The following is a 15,053-nucleotide window of genomic DNA, read 5'->3' as shown; positions in this document are numbered from 1 at the left end:
AGAAGGGCGTTTCTCTTTCATTTCTGCTCCGAGTTGACGAATAAGAATTCGTCCATGATAATAATGTAAGAAGAAAAAGGTGGTGTTTAATTGAAACGGCAATTAAAACTGTTTTTTATTGTGCTGATCACTGCAGTTGTCGCTTCGGCGCTTACTTTATTTATTACGGGCAATTCCAGTATCCTGGGCCAAAAATCAGCAAGCACAGGAGACAGCAAGTTCGACAAATTAAATAAAGCGTATGAGCAAATCAAAAGTGATTATTACCAAAAAACAGATGATGACAAATTAGTAGACGGAGCAATTAAAGGAATGATTCAATCACTGGATGATCCGTATTCTACATATATGGATCAAGAGCAAGCGAAATCATTCGACGAGACGATTTCAGCATCTTTTGAAGGAATCGGAGCCCAAGTAGAGGAGAAAGACGGAGAAATCCTTATTGTATCCCCAATTAAAGGTTCACCTGCTGAAAAAGCCGGTATCAAACCGAGGGACCAAATCATTAAGGTGAATGGAAAAAGCGTAAAAGGCATGAATGTAAATGAAGCCGTCGCTTTAATCCGAGGCAAAAAGGGCACAAAGGTGAAGCTTGAACTGAACAGAGCGGGAGTGGGGAATATCGATCTTTCCATTAAGCGCGATACCATTCCTGTAGAGACTGTCTATTCAGAGATGAAAGACAACAACATCGGAGAAATTCAAATCACTTCTTTCTCTGAAACAACAGCTAAAGAGCTGACAGATGCGATTGACAGTTTAGAGAAAAAAGGCGCCAAAGGCTATATTTTAGACTTGAGAGGCAACCCGGGCGGCTTAATGGAACAGGCGATTACGATGAGCAACCTGTTCATTGATAAAGGGAAAAACATCATGCAGGTTGAATACAAAAACGGTTCAAAAGAAGTCATGAAGGCCGAAAAAGAACGGAAAGTGACCAAGCCGACCGTCGTTTTAGTAAATGACGGTACAGCAAGCGCAGCCGAAATTATGGCCGCTGCCCTTCATGAATCGTCAAACGTACCGTTAATCGGCGAGACGACATTCGGCAAAGGTACAGTACAAACGGCAAAAGAATATGATGATGGCTCTACCGTCAAACTGACAGTTGCCAAATGGCTGACTGCTGACGGCGAATGGATTCACAAAAAAGGCATCAAGCCTCAAGTGAAAGCAGAGCTGCCTGATTACGCGAAGCTGCCGTATTTGGACGCAGATAAAACGTACAAATCAGGTGATACAGGCACAAACGTCAAAGTGGCTCAGAAAATGCTCAAAGCACTTGGTTACAAGGTAAAGATTAACAGTACGTATGACCAGGACTTTGTATCTGTCGTCAAACAGTTCCAGAAAAAAGAGAAGCTGAAAGAAACAGGCATACTGACTGGCGATACAACAACGAGATTAATGATAGAACTTCAAAAGAAGCTGTCTGATAATGATACGCAAATGGAAAAGGCAATTGAAACACTGAAAAAAGAAATGTAAAAAAACCATACGCGGCTGCCGCGTATGGTTTTTTTATGCACCCTTTTGATTTGGATTAGCGTCTTGTTTTTTGCCAAATAAACCTTCAATGACAGGATTGGATCCCGCGTTTTTAACGAACAGCGGATTCAGGATCACCACAGCAATCATGTTGGCGGCCAATCCCCAGAATCCTTCATAAATGCCATGTGCGGATTGAGTGGTATACACAATAAACGTAACCGCTAGGCCGACTAATAATCCGATAACTGTCGCTTCTTTCGTTTGGTTTTTCCAGAACAGGCTGACAGCGATCGCCGGGAAGATTTGCACCATACCGGATACACCTAATAGCTGGAGTGTCACTAAGGCAGTCGGGAACAGCATTCCAAACAGCAGCGCAAGACCGATGACAACAAAGACCATTGAACGTGTGACGAGGGTCAGCTTGCTTTGCGACACATTCGGATGAATCAAATCCCGGTATAGGTTGTTGGCGAATAAATTCGATGCGCCGATTGCCATAATGGAACAAGGTATTAATGAAGCAAGAGCGATAGTGGCATATGCAAAACCTTGTGCCACGCCGCCGTAAGATGTTTGAATCAAATGCAGCAGCGCCAGCCTTGGATTTGTATCTTCCGGCAGGACAAGAAAGGCGATAAAGCCAAGAAAAATAACCAAAATTAACACGATATTATAAAGCGGCAAAAACATGCTGTTTTTTCTTACTGCATTGGCGCTTTTCGCTGTAAAAACTCCTGTAGCGGCGTGTGCCCACATAAAAAGTGCCAGGGCGGAAACAATAGATGCTGTGATAAACCAAGGAATGCCTTTTGGTCCTTCTGCCGGTATCGTCAGCATTTGCGGCGCTTCCTTCACTAACGTGTCAATCATTGGCGTCCAGCCGTTAAAATGAATGAGAGGAAGTGACACCACCATAAACAGCATAATGACCCATACTAAAATGTCCTTAATGATGGCTGTATATGTGGGCCCTTTAATCCCGCTAAAGAATGTGTAAAGAGCAACAAGAATAAATGAAATGATCACAACGAATTTTACGTTAATATATCCGGTGCCGGCAACCTGAAGCGTGTCTTGAATGCCGCTCAGCTGAAGGCATATGTACGGAATAAGCATGAGTACCCCGACGATGGCAACGAGGCTTGCCAAAAGCTTACTGTTAAAACGTTCCCGGGCATAATCCGCGAGTGTTGTTAATTTATGAATTTTCGCAACCTTCCAAAGTTTTGGCAAGAAGAAGTAGGCGATAAAGTAGGCCAACACAGAATAAGGAATGGCGAAAAATGCAACACTTCCGCCTGTAAAAGCAGTACTGGTCAACCCTAAGAAAGTATAGGCCGTATAAAGGTCAGCGCCTACTAAAAACCAGACGAGAAGACCGCCGAAGCGTCTGCCGCCGACAGACCATTCTTCCACAGAAGTGCGCGAGGATTTGTCTCTTCCGGCGAGAAAGCCGATACAGACAACGGTTAAAACAATAATAGCAGTAATGAGAAGTGCGGTCAGATTCCCTTGCATTATTCAAGTCCTCCATCTTTTTTTTGCATCTGATAAATGCCAAATGAGCATAACGGCGTAATAATAATCCACAACAGCAGCCAAAAGTGGAAAAACGGCAGGCCGAACATAATCGGTTCTATTCGATTCACAAGCGGCAAAAGCGCAAGCTGAACGAATGGCAAAAGAATGAGAATAACAATAAGTGCTTTTTTAACCATTTACTTTCCTCCTGAAACATGATAATGCTCACTATAATAGCAGTTGTAAGAAAAGATCACAAGATAATTATTAGAAAAAAATGATTTTTTCAATTATTTAATCAAAACACATGGTTTGCATCCTTTTGAATAAAGGTTTAAAATAATAAATATCTTGAAATCGAGATAAATGGGAGTGAGAAAATGAAAACAGAAGGATTGCACCATGTCACAGCATTCGCCAGAGATCCGCAAGAAAACTTGCGATTTTATACAGAAGTGCTTGGACTCAGGCTTGTTAAAAAAACAGTAAACTTTGATGATCCCGGAACGTATCATTTTTACTTTGGGAATCAAAACGGAGATCCCGGTACAATAATGACCTTTTTTCCGTTCCAAGGAAGCGGACAGGGAACGGTAGGAAAAGGCCAAGCGGGCCGGGTGTACTTTTCAGTTCCCTCAGGCTCCCTGTCTTTTTGGAAGGAGCGTCTTGAGAAAAGCGGGCTGAGCCTAGAGGAAAAAACGTTGTTTGGTGAAAAAGGTCTTATTTTTGATGATACAGAAGACCTTCCGCTGGCGATCATGGAGGATGCGAAAAGCGGCAAAAGCGAGTGGACGCCTGACGGGATCACAACAAATGAAGCAATTACGGGAATGAAAGGTGTGCTGCTATATTCCTACGACCCGCAGGCGACCATACAATTGTTAACGGAAAGCTTTGGATATACCAAAGTGGCCGAAGAAGACCAGATTGTCAGACTGGCAACCTCAGCGGCCGTCGGCGGTGTCATTGATGTCCATTTACACCCTGAAAAAAGAGGAGTCGGAGGATATGGTACGGTACACCATGTAGCGTTTCGGACAAAGAAAAAGGAACAGGCGAAATGGCTGCCGATTATTGCTGAAAACCATCCGCCTTCGTCAGAAATTCTCGACAGGGAATACTTTACATCAGTTTATTTCAGGGAGAAAGGCGGTATCTTATTTGAAATTGCCACAGATGAACCGGGCTTTATGACAGATGAAACGTTTGCTGAGCTAGGGACTTCCTTAAAACTGCCTGAATGGCTGGAGAAACATAGACAACAAATTACAGACATTTTACCTGAACTTTAAAAGGGGGAATTTATAATGAAGCATATTTATGAAAAAGGAACATCTGACAACGTACTTTTGCTGTTGCATGGCACGGGCGGTAATGAACACGATCTGCTTTCATTGGGGCGGTTTATAGACCCTGATGCTCATTTGCTTGGTGTCAGAGGATCGGTGCTTGAAAATGGAATGCCGCGATTTTTCAAACGTCTGAGTGAAGGAGTTTTTGATGAAAAGGATCTTGTGGTGCGGACAAGAGAATTGAAAGATTTTATCGACGAGGCTGCAGAAACGCATCAGTTTAATCGCGACCGAGTGATTGCAGTCGGTTATTCAAACGGCGCAAACATTGCGGCAAGCCTGCTTTTTCATTATAAAGATGTGTTAAAAGGGGCTATTCTGCATCATCCAATGGTTCCGATTCGGGGTATCGAGCTGCCTGATATGGCAGGGCTCCCTGTTTTTATCGGTGCCGGGAAATACGATCCTCTTTGCACGAAGGAAGAATCAGAAGAGCTTTACCGCTATTTACGTGACAGCGGGGCATCAGCCTCCGTTTTCTGGCAGGACGGGGGCCATCAGCTGACTCAGCATGAAGCTGAACAGGCTCGTGAATGGTACAAAGAGGCGATTGTATAAAAAAACCTTAGTCCGGATTTCGGACTAAGGTTTTTCATATTCTTACAGCCAAGTTGATACTTTTGAAAGCGGCAGACGGTTGCTTTGATGCGCAGGCTTCACTGCTTTGCCGATTGAAATTAGCATAACCGGAACATAGCGCTCACTGATATCAAATTGCTTTTGGAACTGCTCTTTGTTAAATCCGCCGATTGCGCAAGTGTCATAACCTTTTGCTTTTGCGGCAATCATAAGCTGCATAGCAGCTAAAGAAGCATTTAAGAAAGCGGAATCACGTGCGAATTGCTCGCTTTGGTAAGCACCGTTGATTTGGCCGAGCAATGTTTGTTTGATTTCATCCGTAATATAGCCTTGGCTTGCTAATTCAGCATAAACTTCTTCACCGTTTTCATTTGCCTTTAAATCGCCTAAAATGGCAACAACAGCAGAAGACTCAACGATTTGTTTTTGATTATACGCTACAGGAAGAAGCTCCGCCTTTGATTCATCGCTGTGGAATACTGTAAAATGCCAATGCTGAAGGTTCCAAGCGGAAGGCGCTTTAGCGGCAAGGTCTAATAGCTCAGTCAGCTCCTCCTTAGAGATCGGGGCATTTGTATCATATTCCTTTACAGATGCACGTGCTTTTAAAACATCCAGAGTATTCGTCATAGTGTTTCCTCCTTCGGATAAACGTGGTATGATAATAGAAAAGTTAGAAGCTTACTAAATGTAACTTGAAAGATTATTGTAATGGATCATTGAATACATGTCAATCAATAGATGAAGGGATGAAGACTTGTGGGAAATACGATGTGCCCTAAAATGGAATCCGCATTTTCATTGCTGGGAAAGCGATGGAACGGTCTGATCATCCATGTGCTAATGGATGGGCCGAAACGGTTTAAAGAGATAACGGAAACAATACCGATGATCAGCCAAAAAATGTTGGCAGAGCGCTTGAAGGAGCTTGAACAAAACGAGATTGTCGAACGGCAGGTTCTCCCTGAAACGCCGGTCAAAGTCATCTACACGCTAACTGAAAAAGGAACAGCGCTTCAAGCTGTATTTCAAGAGATGCAGGCATGGGCCGATCAATTTTGCGAGCCTGGTGACACAGTGTGTGAAGAAGAGAAATAAGGAAAGCGGCACCTGAAAAAGAGCCTTTGTTTCCATGGTGAGTCATGTAAGTACGGTTCACACCCGTTTACATGACTTTTTATATTTGACAGACTGACATTTCCGGATTGGCAAAAGTGTCATGTGCATATGAAGGGGATATATAAAATAGGAAATGATCAATAAGTTATAGCATCCAGCCTGTTGTAAATGAGGATAATGATTTATCTTGTTATGCAAATCTTATTTTACGCCAAAACCCATTCATCTTCCAATTGGCATTTAAACCGGATCTAAAAGGAGATCCAGGTTTTTCGTATTGCTGGATGCTTCTATACTGATGACTTCCGCATTTATGAAAAGAAGAGAGAGCTTCTTTGGAGCTCTCTCTTCTTTTTTATGGGGAGACGAAATCTTATAGTTTTCCATTCAAAAATTGCGCCTCACCGAGACCGAAACTCCAGTCTGCGTCACCATTCTCAGTAATAGATACCATGAGGTCTTCAGGGGAAATTCCGCATTTTTCTTCTAGCCTTTCAGCAAGCAGAGCATACAATTTTTCCTTTTGGCTTTCGGTTCTTGCTTTGCTTGTCATGCTAATGATGACCAGGTCCTTGGTTCTCTGAAACCCTAATCCCGTATCTTGGATTATAAGCTCGTTTGCGGGATGCTGATGGACAATTTGATAACGGTCTCTTTCCGGAACACCAAACGCTTCAACCATCGTTTGGTGAGCAGTATCTAATAACAATTGCAGCGATTTTTCATCACGGCCCTCAATTACATCAAAACGTAATAATGGCATGTGTACTCCTCCTCTTGTGAAGTTGTTATCCGTCTGTTCTCATATTGTCTCATTTGCTTCCTGACAATGGATAAATATAATGATTGGCAGTCAACTTTAAAAAACATAACATATAACCAAAAGTTAATCAACATATAACTAATGAATCATTGGGTTAGGCGGTAGATAATCGAGACAAGCTCATAAAAACGATTGACAGTCATTGATTAGGAGATTAGTATGAACTTATTAGTTGATCAAAAGATAACAATCATATAACCAAGACGTTTTTTAGTTATTAATGAAAGCGTTTTCTGTTCATCTAGGCATGAAAAGCGCCAAAACATTGTCGCGAGAATCATATAAAACACTTTTGGAGGTGTACCATGCCGATTTTAATTGTAGCTGTCGGAGTGCTGATTCTGTTATTTCTCATTATTAAAGTAAAATTAAATACCTTTGTCTCACTGATTGTCGTTTCATTTTTAGTAGCCATCGGACTTGGAATGGATATCAATAAAATTGTTCTTTCAATTGAGACTGGAATTGGCGGGCAGCTGGGGCATTTAGCTTTAGTGTTTGGACTTGGCGCGATGCTCGGGAGGCTTGTCTCAGATGCTGGGGGCGGCTACCGGATTGCCATTACGCTGATTGATAAATTCGGGAAGGAACGAATACAGGCGGCGGTTGTGGTTGCCTCTTTTATCATCGGTATTGCGCTGTTTTTTGAAGTGGGTCTTGTTCTGTTGATACCGATTGTTTACGCGATTGCTAAAGAATTAAAAATGCCTTTTCTGTATCTGGGAATCCCGATGGCCGCCGCCTTAAATGTTACTCACGGATTTTTGCCCCCGCATCCTGCTCCAACTGCTATCTCAGTTGCATACGGTGCCCATATTGGCCAGGTGCTGCTTTTTGGAATCATCATCGCTGTTCCGACAACTGTGATTGCCGGGCCTTTATTTAATAAATTTGCGATGAAACGGTTTCCTGGTGCGTATCAAAAGCATGGAAACTTATCGGGGTTAGGACCGAGGAAAGAATTTCAGCTGGATGAAACACCGGGCTTTGCGATCAGTGCTGTCACGTCTTTATTCCCGGTTATCTTTATGGCAATGGCAACAGTTTTTTCTTTATTATTGAATGAACATTCAAAAGGAAAAGACATTATAGAATTTATCGGCACTCCGGGAACGGCAATGCTCATTTCGCTGTTGCTTGCACTCTATACGATGGGATATGCCCGTAAAATATCTATGCAGGAAATCAGCAGATCTATTTCAGAATCAATTTCGAAAATTGCGATGATGCTGCTCATCATAGGAGGGGGAGGAGCGTTTAAACAGGTGCTGATTGACGGCGGGGTCGGCGATTATGTCGCTGATTTTTTCCGTCAAACAAACATGTCGCCGCTATTCGTTGCATGGACCATCGCCGCGGTTCTGCGTCTGTGTCTAGGCTCTGCTACCGTGGCTGCGCTTACCACCGCGGGAATGGCAGCTCCGCTTATGGAGGCTGGCAGTGTAAACCCCGCGTTAATGGTGCTTCAACAGGAGCCGGCAGTGTCATTGCGTGTCATGTAAATGATGCAGGATTTTGGATGGTAAAGGAATTTTTCGGCTTGAGCATGAAAGAAACATTTCAAACCTGGACGCTGCTTACAACAGTTCTTTCGGTTACAGGGCTAGGCTGTGTGTTATTGGCAGGGCTTGTGATGTAACAATCATAGACAGTCCGTAGCCCAATCGTTTTTCTTCCTTGTTGAATACTTTACGTATAGGCAGACATAAAGGAGGAAAAAATCATGTACCCTCATCATTCGTATTATCGCGGAATCCCAAGTCCAGCCGGATATCCGGCGCGTAGTCCTTTTTTGTTTGGCGCTCCTCTAGTCGGCGGTTTATTAGGCGGTTTTCTCGGGAGTGCGCTGTTTAACTATTCTCGTCCCTATGCCTATCCTCCTGGCCCTTATGGATACGGAGGCGGACCGTACGGTTTTGGTGCCGGCGGGCCATACGGGGGATATCCCGGCTTCTATTAATAAAAACGGCCTGCATCGATTGCAGGCCGTTTTTTATCGGATGATTTCTACCTCGGACATATTGTAGTCTTGCTGCTTTTGAAACATGACTTCCAGAAGGCCATCCTTATAGACGGCTTTTGTTCCTTTGCGTTTGACTAAACAAGGAAGGTTTACTTTTTTCGGATGATCTGCTCTTGGGAAGTTTTCCAACCATAATTCGTGAGATGTGTGTTTGATTCTCACTTGTTCCAGCCATTCTTCGCTGATTGGCACCTTTACAAACACATGGTCTGCAGTTTCGAATATATCAATATCAGGTTTGACATCAGGTTTTGCATCAGGTTTGGCGGGCTGTTCTTTTTGGGGGAGAGGATCGCGGAAAGGAAATTGAGCCGCATAATCACTGCCGAACACACTTTCCATCACACGATTGACATACGTTTCAACTTCTTTCGGATCAGCTTTTTTTAATGCCTCTTTAGAAAATTGATTGTGGAAAGGAAAGTACTTGTTCCACTCAAACATTGTCTTCACATCCTTTCTTCACGGACAAAATAGTATATGCCCGCCAGATCTTTCACGTGATATAATATAAGATGCTCTAAAGAAAGGCAGGGATATAAATGCAATATTCAGAAACAAAAAAAGGCGTTATTTACACAGCCGTTTCCTTTATCATGTGGGGGCTGTTTCCGCTCTATTGGAAGCTTCTCGAACAGCTGCCGGCTCTTGATATTTTGGCTCATCGTATTATATGGTCTTTTGTTTTTATGTGTATCGTACTTTTTTTCTTGCGGCAATGGAAAATAGGATGGCAGGAGCTGCGCTCTCTGAAAAAGAACGGAGGGATCCTCTCTTTATTTCTTGCCTCTATCCTGATTTCGATCAACTGGTTTGTATACATATGGGCTGTCAACCATGGCTATTTGCTTGAGGCTAGTCTTGGCTATTACATTAATCCGCTTGTATCAGTGCTCCTTGGGATTTTATTTTTAAAGGAAAAACTGAATCGCCTGCAATTAGTGGCCGTTTCGATTGCGGCAGCCGGTGTCATCATCTCGGCGTTCCAATACGGCTCCATTCCTTATGTTGCGCTTCTGCTGGCATTCAGTTTTGGGCTATACGGGTTAAGCAAAAAAAGAACAAGCCTGCCGAGCGCCATCGGCTTAACGCTGGAAACATTCATGATTATGCCCATTGCATTGGGGTATTTGCTGTTCAGCGGACATGTTCAGCCAGCGGGTGCAGAAAGCGGAGGGACGTGGCTGCTTCTCTTTTTAGCCGGTGTGTTTACGGCTTTGCCGCTCTTATTGTTTGCGGAAGGAGCGAAACGGCTGCCGCTGTATCAAGTCGGTATCTTACAATATATTGCGCCGACCATTACTCTTCTGATCGGGCTGTTTGTTTACCATGAGCCATTTTCAAGCTCGAAGGCTTTTACATTCAGCTGTATATGGGCTGCGCTGCTCTTGTTTACGTTTTCACAAGTGAAGTGGAAACGGGCGTCAAAAAGCCATTGAGGCCTTTGGCTTTTCAGCTGATGCATATATTATGTATAATCATTTCATGTATGTAAGACATAAAGGAGCAAGACGATGGACAATGATAAAGAGATAGTGAAAGCCTATGCTTCACTTTGGAATAACCGATCTCTCGCACATGATGACGCAGAAGCGGTAGCAGAGGCGATTGATCTTGAGCTCTTGGATAGACGAACACATCCAAGACTCCGAAAACCGCTGCTGGAAAAATATTTTGCCGCGATTCAGCGCATTGTGAATTCACAGCTCGAACCGGCTGTGAAATATCAGCTGGTCAAATTACATACAGAACGTGCAAAGTATTTAAAAGAAGAAAGAGGGGAGCAATCATGAAAGCGATCATAAAAGAAGATGTGCAAGCATCTTTAGAACGATATGCGGACCGCCCTGTATATATCCATTTAGAAACCACCACAGGTTCTTATTCAGCGCATTTAAATGAAAAGAACATGACGGTTGTTGCGTATATCCGCAATGCAAAAGTCACTTATCATCAGGCAAAAATCAAAGGCAACGGGCCTTACCGCGTTGGCTTGAAAACAGAAGAAGGCTGGATTTATGCTGAAGGCTTGACTGAATACACGGTAGATGAAGAAAACCGTTTATTAATGGCGGGACACCTGCCGGGCGGTAAACTGGCTATTTCTCTGCAAATTAGCGAAAAACCGTTCACAGTTTAAAGAAAAGGGTGAATAATAATGAAAGAACATGTACTAGTAATCCTGCCTCACCCTGATGATGAATCATATGGAGTGGCAGGTCTAATTGCCTTAAACAGAAAAAAAGACATTCCCGTTACGTATGCCTGCGCCACTTTAGGTGAAATGGGCAGAAATATGGGCGATCCATTTTTCGCGAATCGTGAAACGTTGCCGCTGCTAAGAAAACAAGAGCTCATCAACGCTTGCAAAGAAATGGATATCAATGACCTTCGTATGCTTGGACTCCGTGACAAAACGCTCGAATTTGAAGATGATGAGTATTTAGCTGATATCATGGAAGAGATCATAGATGATGTAAAACCAAGTTTAATTGTCACATTTTATCCCGGACACGGTGTGCACCCTGACCATGATGCATGCGGGGAAGCGGTTATCCGTGCATTATATCGCAAAAAGAAAGAAGACCGTCCGCGTACAATCTGCATGGCCATTACCCGCAACAGAGAAGAGGTTCTCGGCGAAGCTGATGTCGTACTTGATATCAAAGAAGTAGCTGATATTAAAATGAATGCGTTAAGAGCTCACCGCACACAAACAGAAGGCATGCTCAGAGAGCTTGAAGAGAAATTGAAAAATAATGAACCTGTTATGGCAACATGGTTTGAAGAAGAAATATATTGGACGTATAAATGGAATGATTAATCAAAAAGGTATAAGGCCTTAAGCCTTATACCTTTTTTAATTTTAAGTCCGATGCAATTGCTGAAGCGAGAGTGGATCTCAAGGAAATACCTTCGAAAGACAAACCTAGCTGAACCGCTGTTTGCGCGATTTCCGGACGGATTCCAGACAAAGTTGAAGAAACACCGATTAAACGAAGCGCCTCAATCAGACTGAACAGCTGATGGGCAACCATCGTATCAATCACAGCTACTCCTGACAAATCAATATACAGTTGTGTCACCTTTTTTTTCGCACATTGATGCAGTGTGTTTTCCATAATCAGCTTGGCGCGGACTGTATCAATATCTCCGATTAAAGGCAGCAGTCCGACGCTGTGAAACAGCACGATGACCGGAGCGCTCAATTCAGTAATCATATCTTTTTGGGCCTGAAGCTGAAGGCTTGTGTTTTTGTACATTTCTTCTATAAAAATATGAATCACAAGATCAAACGCTTTTATAAGGGCGTGATACAGGTCTTCGGCCTCTTCGCTTTTCACAGTATCCTGATTGAGATGGACAAATTCTTTCACATAGGAAACATATAAATCTCTCACTCTGACAAACTCCCGAATAATATAGTGGATAGGAGTTTTTAAATGCTCTTGATCCTGTGTGACTTCAAAGGCCCATTCTTTCAGTATAGGCAAGTATACGTCCTCATCATCTATAAAAATACGGTTTATTTTATAGTTAAAGGCAAGATTCTGGCTCTTTAAATTGTGAATGACAACAGGGTCTGTTGAGGCATAAATGGAATTGGGATCAGTCTCCTCGATTGTTTCATACCATGTTGAACTGATGGTTTCCGCATGCTGGGAAAGATACTCGAATAATTTTTTGTTTTTTGCCATGATTGATCACCTCTTTTAAATGTGTTGTTTTTGCGAATAACGTTTTTGCAGTTTTGCCAGCCTGAAAAACAGCCCAACTGCTCCGGCGGCGAGTCCCGCTATTAATCCAATCCAATAGCCGAATGCACCGAGGCTTGTAAACGTACCGACCATATAACCGACCGGAAGGCCAATGACCCAGTAAGAGACAAAAGCGGCCGCAAGCGTATAGTTCACATCTTTGTACCCTCTGAGTGCTCCCTGGATCGGTGCGGCAACAGCATCGGAAAGCTGAAAAAATAGCGCATAAATTAAAAAGTGCTGTGTCAGCCGGAGCACATCGGGGTCAGAAGTGTACATGCCCGCAATTTGCTCTCTGAATAAAAGGATACAGGCGGCAGTGAACAAAGAAAAGCCGATCGCCATCATGATGCCGATTAAGCTATATGAGCGTGCATCCTTAAAACGGGCTGCACCAGCTTCAAACCCGACAACAATAGTTAAAGCCATGGATACGCTGAGCGGCAGCATATATAAAAGAGACGCAAAATTCATGGCTGCCTGGTGGGACGCGATGGTCACTGTATGAAAATGGCTCATGAGAAGCGTGACAGCTGCGAAGATGCTCGTTTCAAAAAACACGGCGAACCCAATAGGCAGCCCGATTTTGAGCAAATTTTTGCATGCTTTCCAAGAGAACTTATACATGGTAAGGAAAATCCCGTATTCAGAAAACGGTGCGTTTTTATGAATAATGAAAAAACTGATGATGCAGATACACCAATAAGTTAACGCGGATGCCAGCCCCGCGCCGACACCCCCAAGTGCCGGCATTCCGAACTTCCCGAAGATAAATACATAATTCAATACAAAATTGATCGGAAGAGAACTGAGTGTAATCATCATGGTGACTCTCGTTTTTCCTAATGAGTCGATGAATGATCTCAACACGGTGTAAACAAATAAAGGGAAAATTCCCAGTGATAAAAAGCCTAAAAAGTGTTTAGCAATCTGATGCACGTGAATATCAAGGTTCAATCGGCCAAGAATAAGGTCAACTGCAGCATATCCAATCACTAAAACGGCGATGCTAAGTAGCGCGGCCACGTATACAGCCTGTAAAACAGTAAAGGGGATCTTCTGTTTTTTCTCGGCGCCTAATAACTGAGCGACAATCGGGGTGACCGCCATTAATATACCTGCCAGTCCTGTGTAAACAGGGGTCCAAAGGCTTGAGCCAATCGCGACACCCGCTAAATCAGCGGGGCTGACTTTCCCTGACATCACCGTATCTAGAAAAGTCATTAGAGAAAGCCCCGCTTGGGTAATGAATATCGGTATTAAAATGTGCAAGAGCTGTTTGATTTTTTCCCGGGCGTTTTGAGTTTCTTTCATACATTGATCTCCGTTTCTTTTTCATAACGAGAGAAATTATAACATTTTATGTATAAAAAGCAATGAACGCCGGGCCTATTCTTTTTTTGTCGGTTTCGTTTTTCTAAACATTTGGGCATAAATAAAAGAAAGCGAAATCACGCCTAAAAAGGTGCAAATATACTGAATGATTCTTTCGATTTCCATTCTTTACATCCCTCCTTTACCAATAGAATGTGCATCAATAAGATAAGCATTCGTGAAAAGTTGGAAATTTGAACAGGAGATGAAGGCTATGCGCTATGAGCAGATATCAGAAAATGCGTTCAAGGGGAAAATACAGGTGTACTTAGAGCAAATATTAGGTGATGCATCTCTAATCTTGAAAACGCTTCACGAAAAAGACCAGTGCCTTCTTTGTGAATTAGATGATTTGGGGCACGTTTTTCAGGACATGCAGGGGATTGCATCCTCCTTTTATTTGCAATCATACATTGAGGAATTTACGCCGGCATTTATTGAGCTGGCCAAGGCGATTAAAGCCTTATCGGAACATAAGCATGGAGCTTTAATTGTGATTGAAAGAGCAGACCCGGTTGAACATTTTATTCAAAAAGGCACCTCCCTACACGCCGAGATCAGCTCTTCATTAATTGAAAGCATCTTTTTTCCCGGAAACCCTCTTCATGACGGCGCTTTGTTAGTGAGGGAAAACAAACTCGTGTCAGCAGCCAATGTGCTCCCTTTGACGACGAAGGAAGTGGATATCCATCTGGGAACCCGGCACCGGGCGGCTCTTGGTATGTCGGGATATACGGATGCACTGGTGCTCGTGGTTTCAGAGGAAACAGGGAAGATGTCGTTTGCCAAAGACGGTGTATTATATCCGTTAATTTCACCAAGAACGTAAAAATAATAAAAAGGGCCTGATTAAGAATCCTATCATGAGACAAAATGACTGAATTCGTATCTTTATTAAAGCATTCGCTTCAAGCTGAATGCTTTTTGTCTTGAAGACAGGAAATATAAACTGGTAGAAAAGTTATATGTGATGAATATTAATTAAGTGAAATACTTTACCTGTTTAT

General features: G+C 42.9%; 17 protein-coding genes and 1 pseudogene. 11 read left to right on the top strand and 7 right to left on the bottom strand.

Features of this window, described 5'->3' with window-relative positions:
- Window positions 1-90 precede the first annotated feature (90 nt).
- Window positions 91-1,491 carry a carboxy-terminal processing protease CtpA gene (ctpA, locus tag MHH79_RS10605; RefSeq protein ID WP_063335182.1) on the top strand — a complete coding sequence of 467 codons (1,401 nt, stop codon included), beginning with the start codon at window positions 91-93 and terminating at the stop codon, window positions 1,489-1,491.
- Between the two features lie 33 nt (window positions 1,492-1,524).
- Here ctpA and MHH79_RS10600 read toward each other — a convergent pair whose 3' ends face one another.
- Complete coding sequence (locus MHH79_RS10600) at window positions 1,525-3,015, bottom strand: sodium:solute symporter (protein ID WP_063335181.1); 1,491 nt, start codon at window positions 3,013-3,015, stop codon at window positions 1,525-1,527.
- Entirely contained in the window at window positions 3,015-3,215 is a 201-nt protein-coding gene (locus tag MHH79_RS10595; protein WP_014477095.1) for a DUF3311 domain-containing protein, read from the bottom strand. The genes MHH79_RS10600 and MHH79_RS10595 overlap by 1 nt, the downstream gene beginning before the upstream one ends.
- Window positions 3,216-3,398: 183 nt before the next feature.
- Between MHH79_RS10595 and MHH79_RS10590 the strand changes: the two genes are divergently transcribed.
- Both MHH79_RS10590 and MHH79_RS10585 read left to right on the top strand, forming a co-directional pair.
- On the top strand, window positions 3,399-4,310 hold the full coding sequence (locus tag MHH79_RS10590; protein WP_340034347.1) for a ring-cleaving dioxygenase: 912 nt from the start codon (window positions 3,399-3,401) through the stop codon (window positions 4,308-4,310).
- A gap of 15 nt (window positions 4,311-4,325) precedes the next feature.
- The gene (locus MHH79_RS10585; RefSeq protein WP_063335179.1) at window positions 4,326-4,928 is read left to right on the top strand and encodes an alpha/beta hydrolase; all 603 of its coding nucleotides are present in this window, start codon (window positions 4,326-4,328) and stop codon (window positions 4,926-4,928) included.
- 42 nt (window positions 4,929-4,970) lie between these two features.
- Here the strand turns inward: MHH79_RS10585 and MHH79_RS10580 are convergent, their stop codons facing one another.
- Window positions 4,971-5,579, bottom strand: coding sequence for a nitroreductase family protein (locus tag MHH79_RS10580; protein ID WP_014477092.1), 609 nt, complete (start codon window positions 5,577-5,579; stop codon window positions 4,971-4,973).
- Window positions 5,580-5,708: 129 nt separating this feature from the next.
- Between MHH79_RS10580 and yodB the strand changes: the two genes are divergently transcribed.
- On the top strand, window positions 5,709-6,047 hold the full coding sequence (gene yodB / locus MHH79_RS10575; RefSeq protein ID WP_004399427.1) for a transcriptional regulator YodB: 339 nt from the start codon (window positions 5,709-5,711) through the stop codon (window positions 6,045-6,047).
- A gap of 394 nt (window positions 6,048-6,441) precedes the next feature.
- Here the strand turns inward: yodB and MHH79_RS10570 are convergent, their stop codons facing one another.
- Window positions 6,442-6,831: a tautomerase family protein gene (locus tag MHH79_RS10570; RefSeq protein WP_063335178.1), complete on the bottom strand. Its 390-nt coding sequence runs from the start codon at window positions 6,829-6,831 to the stop codon at window positions 6,442-6,444.
- Between the two features lie 365 nt (window positions 6,832-7,196).
- Here MHH79_RS10570 and MHH79_RS10565 point away from each other — a divergent pair.
- Window positions 7,197-8,530, top strand: a pseudogene (locus MHH79_RS10565) (gluconate:H+ symporter).
- Window positions 8,531-8,614: 84 nt separating this feature from the next.
- A complete protein-coding gene (locus MHH79_RS10560) occupies window positions 8,615-8,851 on the top strand; it encodes a hypothetical protein (RefSeq protein ID WP_015483340.1) in 237 nt (78 codons plus the stop codon).
- Window positions 8,852-8,884: 33 nt separating this feature from the next.
- Here MHH79_RS10560 and gerT read toward each other — a convergent pair whose 3' ends face one another.
- A complete protein-coding gene (gene gerT / locus MHH79_RS10555) occupies window positions 8,885-9,358 on the bottom strand; it encodes a spore germination protein GerT (RefSeq protein ID WP_015383878.1) in 474 nt (157 codons plus the stop codon).
- 98 nt (window positions 9,359-9,456) lie between these two features.
- Here gerT and rarD point away from each other — a divergent pair, with 98 nt between their 5' ends.
- From rarD to bshB2, 4 genes are all read left to right on the top strand, one after another.
- On the top strand, window positions 9,457-10,353 hold the full coding sequence (gene rarD, locus MHH79_RS10550; protein ID WP_340034343.1) for an EamA family transporter RarD: 897 nt from the start codon (window positions 9,457-9,459) through the stop codon (window positions 10,351-10,353).
- A 75-nt stretch (window positions 10,354-10,428) separates the two neighbouring features.
- Entirely contained in the window at window positions 10,429-10,707 is a 279-nt protein-coding gene (locus tag MHH79_RS10545) for a hypothetical protein (RefSeq protein WP_063335175.1), read from the top strand.
- Complete coding sequence (locus MHH79_RS10540) at window positions 10,704-11,054, top strand: YojF family protein (protein ID WP_003231213.1); 351 nt, start codon at window positions 10,704-10,706, stop codon at window positions 11,052-11,054. Before MHH79_RS10545 ends, MHH79_RS10540 begins: the two co-directional genes overlap by 4 nt.
- A gap of 18 nt (window positions 11,055-11,072) precedes the next feature.
- Complete coding sequence (bshB2, locus tag MHH79_RS10535) at window positions 11,073-11,738, top strand: bacillithiol biosynthesis deacetylase BshB2 (protein ID WP_063335174.1); 666 nt, start codon at window positions 11,073-11,075, stop codon at window positions 11,736-11,738.
- A 25-nt stretch (window positions 11,739-11,763) separates the two neighbouring features.
- Here bshB2 and rsbRC read toward each other — a convergent pair whose 3' ends face one another.
- Window positions 11,764-12,612: an RsbT co-antagonist RsbRC gene (gene rsbRC, locus MHH79_RS10530; RefSeq protein ID WP_014480032.1), complete on the bottom strand. Its 849-nt coding sequence runs from the start codon at window positions 12,610-12,612 to the stop codon at window positions 11,764-11,766.
- A gap of 15 nt (window positions 12,613-12,627) precedes the next feature.
- Window positions 12,628-13,986: an MATE family efflux transporter gene (locus MHH79_RS10525; protein WP_015714101.1), complete on the bottom strand. Its 1,359-nt coding sequence runs from the start codon at window positions 13,984-13,986 to the stop codon at window positions 12,628-12,630.
- 265 nt (window positions 13,987-14,251) lie between these two features.
- Between MHH79_RS10525 and cdaS the strand changes: the two genes are divergently transcribed.
- Window positions 14,252-14,875 (top strand): cyclic di-AMP synthase CdaS, encoded by a 624-nt coding sequence (gene cdaS / locus MHH79_RS10520; RefSeq protein WP_080030734.1) that lies wholly within the window; start codon window positions 14,252-14,254, stop codon window positions 14,873-14,875.
- Window positions 14,876-15,053 lie beyond the last annotated feature (178 nt).

Source organism: Bacillus sp. FSL K6-0993 (genome assembly GCF_037977205.1).
Lineage (GTDB): Bacteria > Bacillota > Bacilli > Bacillales > Bacillaceae > Bacillus > Bacillus subtilis.
Note: the sequence above shows the minus strand (reverse complement) of the source record. Positions and strands in the feature narration are given on the sequence as shown.